The 18,862-nt window shown below is 67.8% G+C and carries 16 protein-coding genes and 2 pseudogenes; 12 read left to right on the top strand and 6 right to left on the bottom strand.

Annotated features, from left to right (window positions below; all coding sequences use genetic code 11):
* Positions 1-56: 56 nt before the first annotated feature.
* The 5 genes from QP089_RS30540 (at position 57) to QP089_RS30560 (ending at position 6,072) form a co-directional block, all read left to right on the top strand.
* A complete protein-coding gene (locus tag QP089_RS30540) occupies positions 57-731 on the top strand; it encodes a FadR/GntR family transcriptional regulator (protein WP_285916172.1) in 675 nt (224 codons plus the stop codon).
* Positions 732-1,309: 578 nt separating this feature from the next.
* Positions 1,310-2,257 carry a sugar ABC transporter substrate-binding protein gene (locus tag QP089_RS30545; RefSeq protein ID WP_285916173.1) on the top strand — a complete coding sequence of 316 codons (948 nt, stop codon included), beginning with the start codon at positions 1,310-1,312 and terminating at the stop codon, positions 2,255-2,257.
* Positions 2,258-2,295: 38 nt separating this feature from the next.
* Positions 2,296-3,804, top strand: coding sequence for a sugar ABC transporter ATP-binding protein (locus QP089_RS30550; protein ID WP_285916174.1), 1,509 nt, complete (start codon positions 2,296-2,298; stop codon positions 3,802-3,804).
* Positions 3,805-3,809: 5 nt separating this feature from the next.
* Positions 3,810-4,886: an ABC transporter permease gene (locus QP089_RS30555; RefSeq protein WP_285916176.1), complete on the top strand. Its 1,077-nt coding sequence runs from the start codon at positions 3,810-3,812 to the stop codon at positions 4,884-4,886.
* Between the two features lie 19 nt (positions 4,887-4,905).
* Complete coding sequence (locus QP089_RS30560) at positions 4,906-6,072, top strand: flavin reductase family protein (RefSeq protein WP_285916177.1); 1,167 nt, start codon at positions 4,906-4,908, stop codon at positions 6,070-6,072.
* 4 nt (positions 6,073-6,076) lie between these two features.
* Here the strand turns inward: QP089_RS30560 and QP089_RS30565 are convergent, their stop codons facing one another.
* Together QP089_RS30565 and QP089_RS30570 are read right to left on the bottom strand one after the other, a co-directional pair.
* Positions 6,077-6,220 (bottom strand): hypothetical protein, encoded by a 144-nt coding sequence (locus QP089_RS30565; protein ID WP_285916178.1) that lies wholly within the window; start codon positions 6,218-6,220, stop codon positions 6,077-6,079.
* Positions 6,221-6,414: 194 nt separating this feature from the next.
* Positions 6,415-6,944, bottom strand: a pseudogene (locus QP089_RS30570) (transposase family protein); the annotation flags it as partial.
* Positions 6,945-7,616: 672 nt separating this feature from the next.
* Here QP089_RS30570 and QP089_RS30575 point away from each other — a divergent pair.
* From QP089_RS30575 to QP089_RS30585, 3 genes are all read left to right on the top strand, one after another.
* Complete coding sequence (locus QP089_RS30575) at positions 7,617-7,850, top strand: hypothetical protein (RefSeq protein WP_285916180.1); 234 nt, start codon at positions 7,617-7,619, stop codon at positions 7,848-7,850.
* 450 nt (positions 7,851-8,300) lie between these two features.
* Positions 8,301-8,735: a hypothetical protein gene (locus QP089_RS30580; protein ID WP_285916181.1), complete on the top strand. Its 435-nt coding sequence runs from the start codon at positions 8,301-8,303 to the stop codon at positions 8,733-8,735.
* 128 nt (positions 8,736-8,863) lie between these two features.
* A complete protein-coding gene (locus QP089_RS30585) occupies positions 8,864-10,537 on the top strand; it encodes a UDP-N-acetyl glucosamine 2-epimerase (protein WP_285916182.1) in 1,674 nt (557 codons plus the stop codon).
* Here the strand turns inward: QP089_RS30585 and QP089_RS30590 are convergent.
* The gene (locus tag QP089_RS30590; RefSeq protein ID WP_285916184.1) at positions 10,521-12,587 is read right to left on the bottom strand and encodes a tetratricopeptide repeat protein; all 2,067 of its coding nucleotides are present in this window, start codon (positions 12,585-12,587) and stop codon (positions 10,521-10,523) included. The two genes, QP089_RS30585 and QP089_RS30590, sit on opposite strands and share 17 nt — an antisense overlap.
* A gap of 157 nt (positions 12,588-12,744) precedes the next feature.
* Between QP089_RS30590 and QP089_RS30595 the strand changes: the two genes are divergently transcribed.
* A complete protein-coding gene (locus QP089_RS30595; protein WP_285916185.1) occupies positions 12,745-13,215 on the top strand; it encodes a hypothetical protein in 471 nt (156 codons plus the stop codon).
* Positions 13,215-14,489, top strand: coding sequence for a hypothetical protein (locus QP089_RS30600; protein WP_285916186.1), 1,275 nt, complete (start codon positions 13,215-13,217; stop codon positions 14,487-14,489). Before QP089_RS30595 ends, QP089_RS30600 begins: the two co-directional genes overlap by 1 nt.
* Here the strand turns inward: QP089_RS30600 and QP089_RS30605 are convergent.
* The 3 genes from QP089_RS30605 to QP089_RS30615 all read right to left on the bottom strand — a co-directional run bounded on the left by QP089_RS30605 (position 14,467) and on the right by QP089_RS30615 (position 17,518).
* The gene (locus QP089_RS30605; protein WP_285916187.1) at positions 14,467-16,575 is read right to left on the bottom strand and encodes a tetratricopeptide repeat protein; all 2,109 of its coding nucleotides are present in this window, start codon (positions 16,573-16,575) and stop codon (positions 14,467-14,469) included. The two genes, QP089_RS30600 and QP089_RS30605, sit on opposite strands and share 23 nt — an antisense overlap.
* Before the next feature lie 197 nt (positions 16,576-16,772).
* On the bottom strand, positions 16,773-17,060 hold the full coding sequence (locus QP089_RS30610; RefSeq protein ID WP_285916189.1) for a hypothetical protein: 288 nt from the start codon (positions 17,058-17,060) through the stop codon (positions 16,773-16,775).
* 140 nt (positions 17,061-17,200) lie between these two features.
* On the bottom strand, positions 17,201-17,518 hold the full coding sequence (locus QP089_RS30615; protein ID WP_285916191.1) for a hypothetical protein: 318 nt from the start codon (positions 17,516-17,518) through the stop codon (positions 17,201-17,203).
* A gap of 311 nt (positions 17,519-17,829) precedes the next feature.
* Here QP089_RS30615 and QP089_RS30620 point away from each other — a divergent pair.
* Both QP089_RS30620 and QP089_RS30625 read left to right on the top strand, forming a co-directional pair.
* Positions 17,830-18,216: pseudogene (locus QP089_RS30620) on the top strand (winged helix-turn-helix domain-containing protein); the annotation flags it as partial.
* Positions 18,209-18,853, top strand: coding sequence for a transposase (locus tag QP089_RS30625; RefSeq protein ID WP_446474098.1), 645 nt, complete (start codon positions 18,209-18,211; stop codon positions 18,851-18,853). The pseudogene QP089_RS30620 and the gene QP089_RS30625, both read left to right, overlap by 8 nt.
* The last annotated feature ends 9 nt before the right edge of the window (positions 18,854-18,862 follow it).

Consider the following 18,862-nt stretch of genomic DNA (forward strand, 5'->3'; position numbering starts at 1 on the left):
AGGAGCCGGCCAGACCGGATCCTGGTCGAATCGGGCGTATCCGTTAGGCTCCATCCATGGTCCTACCTGCCCAGCGAACCCGCGCCGAGGACGTCGTGGCCTATGTCGAGGACAAGATCGACAAGGACGGACTGCGTCCCGGTGACCACATAGGCACCCGTGCCGACCTGCGTGAGCAGACCGGCGTCGCGAAGGCCACTGTCAACGAGGCGATCCGGCTGCTGCAGGAACGGCGGCGGATCGTGGTTCGGCCCGGGCCGGGCGGGGGACTGTTCGTCGCAGCGGCCGATCCGGTCGTCCGGCTCGGGCGTACGCTCCTCGTCGTGCACGGTGAGCCGTTGGCGGTGGCCGAGGCCATCGAGGTCCGCGAGCAGCTCGAGCCGCTCGTGGCCGTGCACGCGGCAAGGCACCGCTCGGCGAAGGACGGGCGCGAGCTCAAGGCGCTGATCCGGGCGATGGAGAAGAACCTCGAGGACGTGTCCCAGTTCGTCTCGCTGAACTGGGACCTGCACGTCCGCATCGCGGCCATCTCGCCGAACGCGGTACTGAGGGGCACCTACGTCGGGCTCTACGAGTTCGTCAACCAGGTGTCGCTGGTGGATCCCCAGCCCCGCGACAACGACTACCTGGCGCAGCGACTGAGGGTCCACAGCGACCTGGTCACCGCCATCCTGGCCGGTGACGACGACGCCGCCCGGCAGGCCGCGGAAGCGCACCGGCACTCGAGCTGAGCCCGGCGGTCACCGACTCCTGCTGTCGCTCTGAACCGAGAACCAGGTCCGGGGATACCGGGCCGCCGGCCCCGCCTCGAAGGACCCCATGGGCTCCGGCCTGCGCGTCGGCGTGTCCGCGCTCGGCTACGGCCATCGAAATCAGACCTAACCATTAGCCCTGATACAGGCGCCGGAAGTCTTGACGCGGCTCATGGGCGAGGTGCAGGGTAAGGCCTATTGGTTCGGCCCATTTAGGTCGGGGGACAGCACCGACCGCGGAGGCCCCCGAGGCGTGCCGGGGCGAGCCGGTTCGCAGCATCACGTCATTTCTGCACCCATCCACCCCCACAGGAGCGCGAAAGATGCTCGCAAGGTTCAGTGACCTGGGGCGCGGCAGCGCCGTCGGCGGACGCGCAAACCGCGGCGCCACCTGGAAGATGATCATCACCTGTGTCTCGGCGGTCGCGGTCATGTCCGTCGCGGCCTGCGGTGCCTCATCAGGTTCGGCCGCCGCTTCGAAGTCGGGGCGGAAGGCGAACGTCGCGGCGGCGAAGACGGCACTCGCGCCCTACACGGTTCCGCCGACCGGCTTCCCGGTGACCGAGCCTCTGCCGCAGAAGCTGCCGGCCGGCAAGAAGTTCGTCTATCTCCAGTGCTCGACGCCCATCTGCGCCGCGGTGGGCATGTTCGTGCAGCAGGCGGTCAAGGCGATTGGCGGGACGTACACCGCGGTGAACGCCGGTTCGACGGCGCAGACGGCGCAGGCCGCCGCGTCGAGCGCGAACGCGCTGAAGCCGGACGCCGTCATCCTCGGTGCGATCGACCCGGCGCTGTTCGGCAGTGGTCTGAAGAAGCTCGCCGACGGCGGCGCGAAGCTGGTCTCCCTCCAGATCGACAAGGACGTGAAGCCGTACGGCATCACGTTCAACTACCTGGGCACCGACCTGAGCCGGCGCAACGGAAAGCTCCTGGCCGACTGGGTGATCGCGAACAAGGGCGCACAAGCCCACCCGGTGCTCTACACCCTGCCCGCCCTCGACATCTCGGCTCCGGTGCAGAAGGCCTTCCAGGCCGAGATGAAGGCGGACTGCCCAGCGTGCAAGGTGCGCGTCGTCCCCATCGACGTGAGCACTCTCGGGACAACGGCGCCGCGGACCATCGTGACCGACCTGCAGGCCCACCAGGACACGAACGCGGCGGTGTTCGTGAGCCTCTCGGCGGCCGGAGGGCTGCCGCCGGTGATGAAGGCCGCCGGTCTGTCGGTCACGACCGTGGGCTTCGGCCCCACCGCCGGCAACCTGCAGGACATCAAGAGCGGCTCGCTGACCGCCGCCCTGAACATCGACTTCCCGGTCTCGACGTGGACCGCCGTCGACGCGGCCGCCCGCCTGATCGAGGGCGCCCAGCCGACGGCGAACGAGCAGGCCGGCGTGGTGCCCGAGCAGTTCTTGGAGCAGAAGGACATCACCTTCAACCCGACCCTCGGCTGGTCGGCGTTCCCCGACTACGCCCAGCGGTTCGCCAAGCTCTGGCAGGTCTCCTGATGGCCGACACCGCGGCGCCTCTGCTTCGGATCGAAGGCATGTCGAAGACGTTCCCGGGGCTGAAGGCGCTGGACGGCGTGTCGCTGGAGGTCCACCCGGGGGAAGTTGTCGCGGTGCTGGGACACAACGGCTCGGGCAAGTCGACCCTGGTCAAGATTCTGGCCGGTGTGCACCAGGCCGATCCCGGGACCGTCGTCGAGGTACGTGACGCCGACGGCGAGTTGGCGTCGGGACCGGCGGCCCGCGAGAATCTGCATTTCATCCACCAGGATCTCGGTCTGGCCGACATTCTGACGGCAGTGGAGAACCTCGGGTTGGGCAGGTCGGCGCGCGGCCGGGCGCTCGCACCCGTCCGCGGGGCCGCCGAGCGCCGCCACGCCCGGCAGCTCATCGCCCGATTCGGCGCCAGCCTGGACGTGACGGTCCCGGTGGGGAAGCTGTCGCCGGCGCAGCGGACGATCGTCGCGATCGCCCGGGCGCTGGACGGCTGGACCCGTCCGGACAACGTACTGCTGCTCGACGAGCCCACGGCGGCGCTGCACGGCGATGAGGTGCAGGTTCTGTTCGAGGCGATCCGGCGGGTCGCCTCGTCCGGGGCGGGGGTCATCTTCATCTCCCACCGGCTCGACGAGGTGCTGGAACTGGCCGACCGTGTGGTGGTGCTGCGCGACGGGCGGGTGGTCGCGGAACAGGCCACCAGCGAGCTCGACCACGACACGATGGTGACGCTCATCGCCGGTCGCGAGATCGCCGAGACGACCGTGCGGAGTCGGGACGAGACCGGTGAGCCGGTACTGACCGTGGCCGGCATCAACGGTGCGGAGATCCACGACTTCTCGCTGAGCCTGCGGGCGGGTGAGATCGTCGGTGTCGGCGGCATCCTGGGCTCAGGGCGAGAGCAACTCGCACCGATGCTGTTCGGAGCCCGGCACCGGTCCGGCGGCCGGGTCGAGGTCGGCGGGCGGGAACTGGTCCCCGACGACGTCCCGGCGGCGATAGAGAGCGGGATGGCCTACGTACCGGCCGACCGCCGGCGGAGTGGCGTGGTGATGGAGATGAGCGTCCGGGAGAACCTGACGCTGCCGCTGATGCGCCCGCTGCGACGATCCTTCGGGCGTCTGGACAGGCGAACCGAGCGGGCGCAGACCCGCTCCTGGATGCGGACCGTCGGACTGCGCCCGCCCCACCCCGAGCAGCCGCTCAAGCTGTTCAGCGGCGGCAACCAGCAGAAGGTCGTACTGGCCAAGTGGCTGCGCGTCCGTCCTCGCGTGCTCCTGCTCGACGAGCCCACCCAGGGCGTCGACGTGGGCGCCAAAGCCGCCATCTACGAACTGGTCCTGGCCGCCCGACGGGACGGGACCGGCGTCCTGCTGTGCTCCTCGGACTCCAAGGAACTCGTGTCCCTGTGCGACCGCGTCCTGGTGCTCAAGGACGGCCGGGTGGTCAGCGAGGTCCCGCAGGAGGCCCTGACCGAAGAACGTCTGGTCCGCGAGGAGTTGGGGCTCCAGACGGTCGACGCTCGCACCAGTACGAGCGATCCGGAGTGAGGAAAATGCAGACGACCAGTATCGCCGCGAGTCCTGGGCAGGCGTCTGGCGACGCCTTGCCGGCAGCGGTGTCCGAGGTGCGTTGGTGGGTTCGGTTGCGGCGTGCGGTGGCGTTTCGGAACGTCTCGGCGTTGTATCTGCTGGCGTTCATGGTCGTGGTGTTCGCGTTGTGGGTTCCCGGTACGTTCCTGACGGCCGGGACGTGGCGGTCACTGCTGTCGGATCAGGCGCTGACCTGTCTGGTGGCGGTCGGGCTGGTGGTCCCGACGGCTGCGGGTGTGATCGATCTGGCGATCGGTGCGCAGGTGGGGCTGGGTGCGGTTCTGGTCGCGCGGTTGCTGGTCGGTCACGTTCCGATCCCGGTGGCGATCGTGCTGTCGCTGTTGGCCGGTGCCGCGGTGGGGGCGTTCTCCTGGTTGATGATCACCCGCGCCCGGATTCCGTCGTTCATCGCCACACTGGCCGTGAGTTCGCTGCTGGCGGCGTTGACCGCTTGGGTCTCCGGCAGCCAGCAGATCGTCGACCTTCCCGCCGGCTTCGGCAAGCTCGGCACCGGCCAACTTTTCGGCATCACCTACCCCGTCTACATCATGCTCGCCGTCGCCGTGCTGCTCTGGTACGTCCTGGAACACACACCCGCAGGCCGCCGCGTCTACGCCACCGGCGGCAATCCCCAGGCCGCTGCTCTGGTGGGGGTGCGCACCTCGCGAGTCATCCTGTTCGCGTTGCTGACGTCCGGCGCGGTGGCCGGGTTGGCGGGGTTGCTGTTGACCTCCCAGCTGTCCACCGGCGACCCGACCGTCGGGCCCGGCTACCTGCTGCCCGTGATCGCCGCGGTGTTCCTCGGCTCCACACAGTTCCGGGGCGGCCGCTTCAACATCTGGGGCACCGTCGTCGCCGCCTACACCCTCGCCGTCGGAGTCAAAGGCCTGCAACTGGCCGGCCTGCCCATCTGGATCCCCGACCTTTTCAACGGCACCGCGCTCCTGGCCGCCGTCGGCCTGGCCGCATGGCGAAGGGCACCCGCCACCCGCAGGATCGGACCGGGTCGGCTCCTGCCTCCCCGGCCTGCGGCCCGGTAGCAACTGAAGGAGGTCTCTCATGTCCACGGGCATCGACTCGGCCCTGTTCCGTGAAACGCTGGGGCACTACCCGACCGGGGTGGCCGTCGTCACGGCGATTGCCCAGGACGGCCGCCCCACCGGGATGGTCGTCGGAACATTCTCCTCCGTCTCTCTGGACCCCCCGATGGTCGCGTTCTTCCCGGCCACGAACTCCAGGAGCTTCCGTCAACTGCGGACGGCCGGAGCCTTCTGCGTCAACGTCCTGGCATCTGACCAGGAGCCGCTGTGCCGCCGCATCGCGACGGGCGGAGCGGACAAGTTCGACGGCGTTCGCTGGCGGCCCGGACCACTCGGTTCGCCCATCATCGAGGACTCCGTGTGCTGGATCGAGTGCACGTTCCAGGACATTCGGGAGGCAGGCGACCATTTCGTCGTCCTCGGGCTGGTCCACGAGCTGGCCGTCGAGCGGTCAACGCTTCCGCTGCTGTTCTTCCAGGGTGGCTACGGACGGTTCTCACCCGGATCTTTCATCGCCACGCCGGATCCCGACCTGATCCAAGCTGCGCAGCTGGCCGAAACGATCCGATCCCAGATCGAGGACCTCAGCACCGAGCTCGCTGTCAACTGTGGCGTCCTGGCCGAGATCCGCGGTGACGCCGTGCAGGTGCTCGCGGCGAACCGGGGATCGGTCGCTGAACCCTTTCCCCTCGGCCATCGGCAGCCGATCATCCCGCCGCTCGGAGCGGTCTTCCTGGTGAACTCGACAGCGGCGCAGGTCGAGGAGTGGCTGCGGCGCGCCCCCGATGACAGTCGCGACCGCCGCGATCTCTATCGTGCCGGGCTCGACAAGGTACGCGCGTGCGGCTACTCCCTTCTCGCCGCCGAGCCCCGGCTCCTCCAGCGCCAACAAGCGGCACTGTCCGCGTTCGAGGAGTCCGACCGCCTGCCACGACACGAGCGCGCGGTGCAACAGGCGACCTCCGAGCTAGCCGAACTGTTCTGCCCTGACCTCCTGCCGGGCGAACTGTACGACCTCGCCTCGATCGTCGCGCCCATCCCCACTGACGCAGACCTGCCCCCGATGGCGATCCGGATAACCGGTATGCCCGCCGCCGTTCCAGCGGAACAGATCGAGTCCTGGGTTCACAGCCTCAAGCGCGTCGCGGCCGCCGCCGGAGCTGCCATGACCGGTACACGCGGATGAGCAGCTACCGGTACACGCTGCGCAGCAGGGTGGACGTGCCGCGGCCGTTGCGGCCGACGAGGGCGACGAACTCACCGGTCGCGGCGGCGAGGCCGACCATCGGGCGGGCGTCGATATGAGCGGCGACGCCGGCCAGGTCGAGGCGCATGGTCGCCTCCCGTGGCCCGCCGCCGCAGCAAGCCGCAGGAAGAACGGACGCCGAGGCCCGGCGTGTGAAGGTCCCGACCGACAGCTCGTTGGGTCGGCCAGCGATCCTGGCGGCAAGGTCGACCAGCACCATGAAGACCGCGCCGGTCAGCGGCGTGACCCGCAGTACCTCGCGGTGTCTGCCAGACAACGTGGGATTCCCGCCTTCTCCAGCTCCCGCAGGACTCCCCAGACGCGGGTGGCGGTCAGGTCGTGGACCTTGCCGGGCATCGCCCCCGAGGTCCACAGGATCGTCCCGTCCGGTCCGGCGATCACCTGCACGTTCATCCCGTGCACCCGGTGCTTGCCGCAGAAGTAGGGGCGGTCGGCCTTCACCCGGTCGGTGTGGATCAGCGTGCCATCCAGGACCAGGTGCGTCATCTCGTCCGTCTTGGCCTTGCGCAATGCAGCCCCCAGCTTGGGGGAATGCGCCGACAGCAACGCGACGATCTCCTCGACGTAGCGCCAGGCGGTGGCCACCGACACCCCGAAGCCCGCGGCGGCCTCGACGAGCGTCTCGCCCTTGCGCAGATGCACCAGCACCAGCACCAGCACCAGCAGAGCCTGCCGGCCCGGGTTCAGCAGCCGCCACCGCGACCCGATCGCCCGGCGATGACGCCGGACGATCCCCCCACACACTTCAGCGTCGGACGCGACAAATCCACAGCGGCACGGTAAAACAGCATGCAAAAGCTCCTGGTGGGACGGCGTGGGTTGTGGTGATCAACCCGTCTACCAGGGGCTTCTCTGCATCCGAAAGGGGGTCCATCAACTCGCGATCATGCTGTGATCAACCCGCATGTCCGAGGATGAAAGAGAGTCATTGTTGCGACGACCAATTGAATCCGCCGAGTGCATCACCTTGCCCACCTGGCGGCGGCCCCAAGCGGACCCGTTCCCCCAGATTCACACCGGTCTGCACCCGTTCCTCCTCCTCGTCGTTCCTTCGGTCGGTCAGAGGACACCGGCGGCATCGCCGGGTCGCGCGCGGAAACCGCTGCCCCGGCGTGGGTGACCGAACCGCACCGCACCGCATTGCCGGCGGCCTGGCCCAGCCGGCCTCGCCCACTGCCGAACACCGACCGCGCCGGGTTCAGAAACACCACTGCCTCACCACCGAGGGCGGTCAAGGATGAAGCCGTCCCAGGACAGCACAACCGGCGGCGGGGAATCATCAGCCGAAAAGGTTGTGATCCGATCCCCCGGAGGATCACCCCTGGACCCGGCCTCCGATCGAAAGAAATCTGTTCGCTCATTAACCTGCGTTTGTTCCAGCGCATCGAGCTGGTCCGCGCCCCTGGCGGCCGAGCCGCGGTTACTGCTGGAAGAGCCCTGCAACAGGGCTCAGACACAGCGCGGTGGACAAGTTCGGAGCGATCGAGTCCATGCAGTGGGCCACAGGCACCGCCCGGCTGCTCAAGGGCCGCACCACCAGGCCGGTGTTCTTGGCCGACCGGCAGGTCCCGGCCTCGGGGCGGCGGGTCCCGGCGGCCGGCAACGTGTGCCCGGTCACTGGCCGCGGCCGGCCCTCGTACCCGCGCGCGGAGTACCTGTTCCAAGACCGCCTCGGCCGCCTTGGACTCGCACGGTAAGGGGTGGACGGTGCATCAGTTGCGGCACTCGGCGCGGACCCGGCTGGCGGCCAGCGATCGGCTATATCCGCAAAAAGGCGCCAAGTTCTGGCGCTACGGCGATCACAGAGATTTCAACGAACATCGGAGGACCTGCTGCCGTCATCGCACTGGCAGCCGGACCTCAAGAGAACACGCGTCGTCGTGGCCGGATTCGAATCCCAAAGGTGTATCTACTCATCACAGACGAGGCGACAGAACTCGCGAGTAAATCCTTGAGCCGGTCGCCATCGAGGAGACCCTCAGGTTGGACGAACTCGACAAATGGCTTCGGACGGCGCCGCCTGGGTTCACCTCTGGCTTCGTTGCGGGATTCGGATGCGGCCAGTGCGTCGGCTTCAGTGGCGGATCGGCGGGACACGTGGTCAACTTGTCTTGACCGTCAGCCCCGCCGACGTTGGAGAGTGATCGATGGTGGACCCGTTGACCTTGGCGATCGCCACTGCCGCAGCAGGGAAGGCTGTCGAGCTCACCGGCCAGCCGGTCAAGGACGGGATCGTCGCCCTGGGCCGCAAGGTGCGTGGCCGATTCCGCGGCCGGCCGGACGACGAGGAGGTACTGAGCGGCGCGATCGCCGATCCCGAGGATGACGCCCGGCTCGTCCGGCTCGCCGAGACGCTGCGTCGCGAGATGGAGGCTGAGCCCGCGTTCGCCGACGAGCTTGAGGCCGCGCTCCGGCGCGCCATGGGTGAGGACTCCGGGTTCCGCACCGAGGTCGAGAACAGGCTCCAGCAGACACGCGTGGAGGCGACCTCGAAGGACGACGGGGTCACGAACGTTTTCAACGGGAACGCGGAGAAGGTCATCCAGCTCGGGGACCTGCACGGCGGGCTCACCATCAACTGACGCACCCTCGCTATGGTTGCCCTGTTTGTCGGTTTGGTGACACAGGGCGGGCGATGACAGAGGAGTGGGCCAGGGTTCCGGTCGGACCGGAGTCCGAGCGCTGGACGACCCGACCCGGGCGGCGCACCGTGCTGGCGATCGTCCACAACGTGACATCGCTGACCCGGCTGCTTGACGTCGTCTCATTGCTCCACGGCGACCTACGTCTCCAGGTGCTGTTCACGTGGACGCGCTCGTCGCCTTTCGTCCATGACGTCGAGCAATTTCTCGCCGACATCGGCGCCATCGTCGTCCCGTGGGAGCAGGCGTGCACGATCGACGCCGACCTGGCGATTGCGGCCAGTTACGGCGGCGAACTGGGGGAATTGAAGGCCCCACTGGTGGTTGTATCCCATGGAATGGGATACAATAAATACCTGGAATCGAGGAATCGAGGAATCGAGGAATCGAGGAATCGAGGAATCGAGGAATCGAGGAATCGAGGAATCGAGGAATCGAGGAATCGAGGAATCGAGGAATCGACGAGCCCAGGCCCGGTGTTCGGACTTTCCGCCGGTTGGCTCCTGCATGACGGGCAGCCGGTGGCGGAGCGGATCGTCCTGTCCCATCCCGAGCAGTTGGAGCGGCTGCGCCATGGCTGCCCCGAGGCGGTGCCGGCGGCGTTCGTGGCGGGAGACCCGTGCTACGACCGGCTGTTGGCAAGCCTCTCCCATCGGCGCCGCTACCGTCGCGCGTTCAGCGTCGACGACCGGCGCAAGCTCGTCGTCGTCACCTCCACATGGGGACGCGAGTCCCTGATGGGGCGCCTGGGTGAGCTGCTGCGCGACCTGCTCGCCGAGCTTCCGCTGGACGAGTACCGTGTCGCGGCGATCCTGCACCCCAACATCTGGCATGGGCATGGGCCGTGGCAGGTGCGTTCCTGGCTGGATGCGTGCCTGCGCTCCGGTCTGATCCTGCTGCCGCCGCGGGACGGGTGGCGGGCGGCGCTCGTCGCGTCCGACCTGGTGATCGGCGACCACGGGTCCGTCACCTTCTACGGGGCGGCGCTCGGGCGGCCGACCTTGCTCGGGACGTTTCCGCACGACGCCGTCGATCCCGCTTCGCCCGTGGCGCGGCTCGGGCGCACCGCACCGCGGCTCCGCACCGATCGGCCGCTTCGGCCGCAGATCGACCAGGCCATCGCCGAGCATGAGCCCGGACTCCATCAGGCTGTCACCGCGCACACCACTTCGGTGCCCGGCCGTTCCGCGGAGTTGCTGAGAGCCGAGTTCTACCGGATCATGGGTCTTTCTGAGCCGGCCACTCCTCCGGTGGTGAATCGGGTGCCGGAGCCCGAAGACTGCGTCATACGGGAGATCACCGCCACGCTCGCGTCGGCGTCCTGGGATGGCGATACTGTGAGCGTCGTGCGCTTTCCTGCCGGGGCGGCTCTCAATGGTGAATCGATGCCCGGGGGTGCCCACCTCGCGGTGGACGAGCGCGAGCCCGAAGAACGCGTCATCGAACTCGCGGACGCCGTTTCCTGCCGTGCTGATCGGCTCGACCGCCCCGCGGATGACTGGCTTACCGAGACTCTCGAGCAGTACCCCGGGTGCCACCTCGCCGCCGCCGAGCACCTGCCGGGCGAGTCACTGGTACGGCTACGCGACGGGACGACCTTCCACGTCACGGGAGGACCGGTCGAAGTGCACGCCTCCGTCGTCTACACCTGGACGGGCCGCAACCGCACACCGCCGCCCGCCGAGAGCACCGTCCTGCTCGGCCCGGACGCGCACCGGGTGTCGATCAAGCCGGCCCGGTGAGCGCGACGAGCCGTTCGCGCAGCGCCTGGACCTTGGCCGCGGGCCTGCCGTCCAAAACCTCCAGGGCCGACTCCAGCCACGAGGCGGCGGTTTCACGGTCGTTGGCGCGCTCGGCGGCGGCGCTGAGCGTCTCGAACACCACCGCGCGCTCAACCCGGTTCTCGTCGGTGCCCAGCACGTCAATGGCTTCGCGCAGCAACGGGACGGCCTCGGCGTTCCGACCTGCGCGCAGGTACGCCTGCCCGAGGTCGGTCAACGCGCGACCCTCGTTGTAGGGGTCGGGGACGGCCGCGATCAGCTCGCGTGCGCGCCTCAGATGAGTGATCGCGTCGTCGTGGTTCCCGGTCGCGCTGAGCGCGCGGCCGCGATGGCGCCACGCCAGCGCGACCGCACGGTCGTCGTCGTTCTCCTCCGACATCTGGAGGTTGAGCGACAGGTTCTCGGTGAGCAGTTCCAGCGCTCTTGCCGCGAAGTCGCCTCGCGCGGTGAGGGCGGGCAGGATCTCGGCTCCGCTACGCCGCAGATCGAGCAGGCCGAGCGACTCCACCGCCGTGGCCAAGCCACGCACGTGCCCGACCAGGCGTTCGGCGCGGCTTGCCTCGGTGAACTCCGCGGCGGCGGCATCCAGCCTGTCCAGTTCCATGTAGCCGAACCCGAGCTGGCAGCGTATCCGTCCTTCGAACCTGGAGTCACTGAGCCGGACGGCGGCCTCGCGTCCCAGCTCGAAGACGGCCAGCCAGTGGTCGTGGTACTTGCCCTTGAAACACAGGCTCCACTGGGCTTCGACGAGCTGGACGGCCTTGTCGTACCAGCCTCGCTCCACGGCCGCCCTGACTGCGGCGAGCATCGCCGCGCGCTGATCCTGCAGCCATTGCCACGCCGACGCCCGCTCCATCGGTGGCCTCTGCCCCCGGTACCTTTGGTATTCGGGGCCGAGCCACCAGCGTTGCGGCATCACGGTGTAGTCGGCGGCCACCGCCGTCCGCAGATACCAGTCCACGACGCGTTGCAGGGCCGCCTCGTGCTCTTCTTGGGTGGCCTGCTCCCGCGCATGCTTCAGTGCGAGGGCGTGCAGGCGGAAGGCAGTTCCGGCCTCCTCGACCAGCCCGGCGTCGACCAGCTCGGCGAGCGGTGCGGCGACGTCGTCGAGGCCTGCTGCGGCGGCTGCCAGGTCCGCTGAGAAATGACGCCCGAAAAGCGCTCCCAGGCAGCGGTACAAGCGGGCTGCCTTCGCGCTGAGCCCGCGGTATCCGGCACCGAACACGGCCATGACGACTTCCTTACGCTCCGCCGCCCGCTCGGTAGCGATCTCCTCGCTCAGAGACGGCCCGCGCCGCTTCATCTGCCGCGCGGCGGCGGAGAGCGACAGTGGCTGCCCCTTGCACAGGGCCGCGATGGCCTCCGCGCCGTCAACGGTCCCGGCCAGGCGCTCGATCAGCATGACCGCTGCCGCTAGTTCCATCGGTTTCACTTCGAAGGACTGCACGTTCGGCACGTTCTCGAGCGGCTCCCGGGCTGTGACCACCACGACGCTCCCGGCTGAATTGGGCACGACCGCCCTCACCTGGGAGGCCAAGGTGACGTCGTCCAGGAAGACGATCGCAGGATTCTCGCTGGTCAGCGTCCTGAACATCGCGGTCATCTCGGCGAGGGTCCGCGGCACCTCGGCGGGTTCGACGCCCATGGCGCGCAAAAATTCACCCAACGCGTCCTTCGCGGACGCAAGTCCGCCGTCCTTCATGTCCTTGTACAGATGCGGACCGGGCACTTCCCCTGCGATCTGCCACGACCACTTGGTAGCCAGTTCCGTCTTGCCCATCCCCGCAGGACCGCTGATCACCACCACCAGCGGAACGCCGTTCTCCCGCGCCAGCCGCCACGCGTCGGTGAGCTCGCACAGCAGCTCCTCGCGGTCGGTGAAGTAGAGCGTCACCGGCGGCAGCGCCCGCGGTATCGGCCGCGAGCGCGGCCCGGAATGGTAGTGGGTGTGAACACCGCCAAGGATGTCTCTGGCCTGCACGACCGTCTCGGCCCGATGCACATCGCCCATGCCGGGATCTCGTACCACCGGACCTCCACTCAACCGCTTCGCGAACCTCACCCATTATCGACGCCCGCCCCACACAATTCACCCCGGAAGCCGAGCGCAGCGGGCGGTGCGTCCGCTTCTGCAGCGTTCTGGGGCTGAAGGCTATGCTTGTCCGCCTGTGACCGACACGATGGCGGATCTCCCCCCGATCGCTCGCCGGATCCCTGCGCTGCTCCCCGGGTGGGGGACCGTGCGGACCAAGCGGCGCGTGCTGATCGTCATCCATAGCGTCACCTCCGCGACACGGCTCAGCGATGTCCTCCCGGCGTTCCACGACCCGAACCTCCACCTCTTCTGCACGCAAACGTCCGACGCGATGTTCTCCAACGGGGTCGCTTCCTACATGAGCGCCAGGGGTCTTCTCTGCCTGACGTGGGAGCAGGCCGCGTCAGTGAAGTTCGATCTCGTGGTTACCGCGAGCCTGGGCGACAATTTGCACGAATTGACCTCACCCATCCTGCGTCTCGCCCACGGAAACGGCTACAATAAACGCTGGAACCAAGAACCAAGAACCAAGAACCAAGAACCAAGAACCAAGAACCAAGAACCAAGAACCAAGCGGTCTTCGGACTGTCCGCCGGGACCTTGATGCATGACGGGCGCATTATTCCGGCGGCCATCGGGCTTTCGCATGAGGAGCAGTTCCAGCGGCTCGCCGAAGGATGTCCCGATGCCGTCTCGCGTGCCTTCCTCGCAGGCGATCCCTGCTATGACCGGATGCTCGCCAGCGCTCCTCGCAGGCTCCACTACCGGCACGCCTTCCATCTACGTCCCGGCCAGCGACTTATCACCGTGAACTCCACGTGGCGCGAGAATTCCCTCTTCGGCCTCGACCCGCTGTTCACCCAACGGCTCCTCTCCGAACTTCCTTTCGACGAATTCCGAGTCGCTCTCATCCTGCATCCGAATGTCTGGGCATCTCACGGTGCACAGCAGATCGAATCATGGCTTTTCGACGCCCGCCGCGCCGGCCTGATCCTGCTGCCCCCGCAGGAGGGATGGCGCGCCGCGGTGGTCGCCTCCGACTGGGTTCTGTCCGACCACGGATCGGTCGGCATGTACGCGGCCGCGGTGGGACGGCCGGTTCTGCTGGAGCAGAGCGGCCGTCCAGGAATAGACCCGCATTCCGGCCTCGGAAGGCTTTTCGACGTCGCACCGCCCCTAGATCCGCACGCCCCGATCCGCCCGCAACTGGAGCACGCTGAACGGATGCGCGAACGCACGCATGAGGTCGCCGCGACCTGGATCAGCTCCGCGCCCGAGAAGTCACTCCAACTGATCCGCGACGAGGTCTACCGGATCTTCGGTGATGTGCCGCCCGCGACCGGCCTTCCGCGCCTTGCCGTCCCATCGCCGACGATCGACGACGCGCTGCCGACATCGCTGTGGACGCGCGTCGAGCAAGGAGCTTCAGGCAAGCTGTCGGTGCACAGGACGCCCGCGACCGTCGCCGGCGACCACCGCGGCGTACTGCTCGTCTCCGACGAGGAGCTCGATCACCGCCTGACCGGGACGGCCGACATCATCCGCATCACCTCGCTGGCGCTGCCGGCGGACGAGGAGACCTGGTCGGCAGCCGTCTTCGAACATCGCATCGGAGTGCAGCTCACCATCGTCCACGACCGGCAAGGCGCCCGCGTGCGGACCCGAAACGGCGCATGCACCACCATCCTCCTCGACTCGATCAGCCACCCAGACGACGCCGAACTGCTGTTCGCCGTACTGGCCGAGCGGATCCTGACCGCCGGCCCGGACGCCGCCGCCCTCAGCCCGCTGACAGTGCACGCGTCCCGAGAACGGACGATCAGCGCCGAGTTCCACGTGCGCACGGCGCCACCGCCTACCCGAGGCGGACGAGCTTGACGCGCACGCGCTCTGCCGCTTGCGCATGGCCGTGCCGCTCGTAGACCTCGAAAGCCGACCGCCAGTACGCGGCGTCGCCGTCCAGATCGCCCAAGGCCTCCAGCGCCTTGGCCTCCTGGTAGGGCCGCCGAGCCGCGCGGAACCGGGTCAGTGCCTCCTCGAACAGCGGCCTGGCCAGGCGCGGCTCCTGCGGCACGAGCAGCTCCCCCTGCCCGCTGAGCACCTTTCCCTCGTTGGCCTGATCGCGCCGCCCTTCGGCGGCCAGTTCGCGAAACAGCCCCATGGACGTCGCGTACTCCTCCAGCGCAGCCGACCGGTCCCCCAGAAGGGCGAACGCGTCGGCCCGATGCATGTGGTGCAGCGCCTGGCTCCGCTTGCGGGACGGGTCGAGATACGGCCGCGCCTGGTCGAAGTACTCCAGCGCCTTGCGGGCGTTGCCGCGGCGGCGTTCGGTGATGCCCAGCCATTCCAGCGCCGCACCGCGTCCCCGGGGATCGGTGCCCGGCTCCTCGGCAGCGGCCAGCGAGCGGCGGAACCGGTCCTCGGCCTCGTCGATCCTGCCCTGGCCCAGCAGCATCTCACCCCACTGGGCCTGGATGCGGGCCTGGGCATCGGCGTTCCCGCAGGCGCGCGCGTCGTCCTCGGCCCACCCCAGGACGGTCGCGCGCTCATCGTGGCGGCCGTGGGAAGTGAAGTAGCCGTGCGTCGCCTCCGCCATCTGCCAGCGGTAGCCGGGAGCGGGGCGGCTCCCGTCCCAGATGCGTCCTGCACGCTCCATGCACGCCATGATCGCGGCCAGGTTGTCGCCTACCCAGTCCGCGGGGGCGGACGAGTCATCGCCGGCGAAGTCCGGCAGGGGGAACGGCGCCCGGCGGCCGTAGTACGGCCCGAGCGTCCACCGCTGTGACAGGTAAGGGCTCGCGGCGACGGCCCCGTACAGGTAGTAGTCGGCGATCCGCTCCCGGATCCGCTCCCGGTCCTGCGAGTCGCAGTCCCGCAAAGCGACCATGGCGGCATGCTCGTGGGTGAGGTCGTCCATCAGGTAGCGGCCACGCCGGTCACGCTTGACCAGCCCCCTCCTCATCAGCTGCCGCAACGCTTTCGCACCATCCTCGGCGAACAGCGCGGCGACCAGACCCGCGTCGAAGTCGCGGACCGGATGCAGACCGATCACCCGGTAGAGGCGTGCGGTGTCGGCGTCCAACTCACGGTAGGAGACGTCGAACACCGCCGAGGGCTTGGGCATGGTGTCGTCATGCCCTCCGTCCAGCACCGTCAAGCGGCCCTGCTCCGCCATCTGGGCAACCAGGTCGCCGATGCGCAGATCGGGCTCATCGTGCAAGAGACCGGCGGCGTGGCCGGCGACAAGCGGGGACCCACCGCACAGCCGGACGAGATCCGCGAGCGCGGCGGGCTCGGCAGCCGCACGATCCACGCCCACGATCTCGGTGAGCAGATCCGTTACGGCATCGTCGGCAAGCGGGGCCAGAGCCAGCGGACGTGGACGGTGCTGGGCGAGGCCAGGCAGCGGGCCCCGGCTCGTGACGACGACCAGCAGCCCAGGCATGTTCGACAGGAATGGCGTGACCTGTGCCGCGGACTGGACGTCGTCCAGAAGCAGCACCGCCTCCTTTCCCTCCAACCGAGAACGCAACAGGGTGATCTTCGCGGAGAGCGTTCCCAGCGCGTGGCCGTCGGTCGCGAGACCGCTCTCCACGAAGTAGACGTCGCACATCTCCTCGATGCTCCGGCCGAGACCGGCGCCGCCACCGCAGTCCATGGCGATCTGCGCGTGCCGGAAGCGGTGAGCGTTCTCATTGATCCAGGTCAACGCAAGGGTCGTCTTCCCCACCCCGGCCGACCCGACGATCTCCCACAGCCGGCTGCCACCCGTGCTCACCTGATCCGCCCAAACATCGAGACACGCCAACTCGGACCGGCGGTTCTGAAACACCGATGTCACCGCCTGAACCAGCCGGACGGTTCGCCTCTCCGGCTGCCCCGGGTCGACAGAACCATTGAGCGTCCCGATTTGAACCACCGTTCCGGAGACCCGTCCCTCGAAGTAGTTCCCGCTTCCGCTCACGGCACTCCGCCCCAGCTAGGATCCATTGCCAGAACAGCGTCTCAAAGTTCCGCCCGGGATGGGCCACGAGCACGAAGAATCCTGGCGAGACAGGGCGTGACACCACCGATGCGTACAGCGATGCACTCTCCGCGAACAGCAGGGCGACACCGTCAAAACGAGTCTAGAACTGGACCCGCAGCTTAGACGGCGAGGCTTCAACGCCGAAACGGCCTGCGACCGTCGCGTGCCACCTTGTCATCGAAAGTCACGAACCAGGCCGATGGACGGTAATCGCCCATGCCGATCTCGCGATTGAGATCGCTATCGGGATCTTCGACGCCATCCCAGCCCGAATCAAATAAAGTCAAGATATCATGATCCTGCAAAAGAACCTCCCCCACCATTCCCCAATCCAGGTCGTCTGGATGCTCCGGTAACCGAAGCAGAACTTCTGCCAAGTTCGCCCAGTCGTCCTCGATCGCCGCCGGGGCTACGCGCAGCATTATGTGTAGAGCCATCTCTTCGCCTGGGCATGTGGGATGCGGCCAACGCGCCCTGCCTCAATGTCGCCGGTCAGATCGTCGAAGACACGAGCAGCTTGGCGCCGCCATACCGCATTCTGCCGCCGGGTGATCGCCGGAAACTACCCGAAGACCGCCCATTCGTTTGAGTCTAACAGCGGATCGTCACCATGCTCTTCAACATCGTTGAATGCTTCGTCTGCCAAAATCTCACCGACTGCGTGCAGTGCTGCCACAGTGCGCGGCGTCAATTGGAAACCTGAGCATGACTCACACGCCTCATCGCCGCAGCGACACAGAGGAAATAAGGCTGTGAAGTCGAACAGGGGGCCGACCTCTATCCCCTGTTCATCGATTTCCTGCGCTTCGCAGGTCGTCTCTATCACCCGTGTGCCTGGCACGGCCACAGTCAGGCTGCCAGCCTCAACGAGTTGGGCCACGCTTGCCGCTAACCCCAGGTCCGTCGAGCCACCCCCCTTAGGTGACCTTTCGTCTCTTCCGCTCTGGCACTCCGAAGTATGGGCCGAGTTGGCGACAGAAGCCGCAGCCTGCTTCAGCGCCGCCTAATCGGTGATGTCCACCAGGACCTCAACAGTAAGTATCAGACGCCGAACGTTGGGCTCGCAGCCGGTCACGGAACCAAGCCTAATGGGGCTCCCAGCACCTTGAGGTGATTCCAACCTGAGTCCGCAGGTCACGGGCCGGTTGCGGACGAGTGATCGCCGCCCATAAGTAGCGAAGCTCCTGCTAGATGAGGTTGTCGACCAAGATCAACCCCGAACAACACGCATGGGTCGCCGGCGAGTTGCGGGTTGGGCTGCGGCAGGTGGAGAAGTGGCGCCAAGCCTGGCGCGCGGGAGGGACTGAGGCGCTGCGGTCCAAAGGACCGCATGGGCGGCCGCGACTGGATGATGCGCAGTTCGCGCTGCTGGAGGCGGAACTGAACCGTGGTCCGGCCGCGCACGGTTATGCCGATGACCAGCGGTGGACGCTGGGCCGGGTGGCCGGGCTCATCAACAAGTTGTTCGCCATCGACTACACCGTGCCTGGGGTGTCGCTGCTGTTGCGCCGTAACGGCTGGTCGGTGCAGGTGCCCGGCCGCCGCGCGATCGAACGCGACGAGCAGGCCATTGCGGCTTGGAAGCGGGAGGTGTGGCCGCAGGTGGAAGCACCGCGGCGGACCTGGGCGCCTGGATCTGTTTCGAAGACGAGACCGGCCAGGGGCTCAGGCCGCCCAAAGGACGGCCTGGAGCCGGCGTGGACACCGGCCGCAGATGAAAGTGCACGGGGGCGAGTACGGCAGCCGGGTATCGGTGGCCGGGCTGGTCTGTTACCGGACCGGCGAGCGGTCCCGGCTGATCTACCGGCTGCACCTGTACCGCCGCCGCAAAGGCGAACGCGCCGCCTTCACCCTGAACGAGTACAAGAGCATGCTGCAGGGCGCCCACCAGCAACTACCGGACGGAAAGATCGTGCTGATCTGGGACAACCTGGGCATCCACCACTCCATGGCGATGCGGGCGTTCATCGATGCCCACGCCGATTGGCTGACGGTGTTCTACCTGCCGGCCTACGCCCCGGACCTCAACCCGGCCGAGGGCGTGTGGTCGGCACTGAAGCGCTCCATGACCAACTTCCTGGCCGCCGACCTGGACGATCTCGTCGGCATGGTCAGACACCGGCTCAAGATGATCCAGCACCACCCCCACGTGATCGACGGCTGCCTGCCTCCCACCGGCCTCACCCTCACCACCACACCCGCCATCACCAATTAACGCTAGTTA

The sequence above is a fragment of the Actinomadura opuntiae genome (assembly GCF_030283205.1).
GTDB lineage: Bacteria > Actinomycetota > Actinomycetes > Streptosporangiales > Streptosporangiaceae > Spirillospora.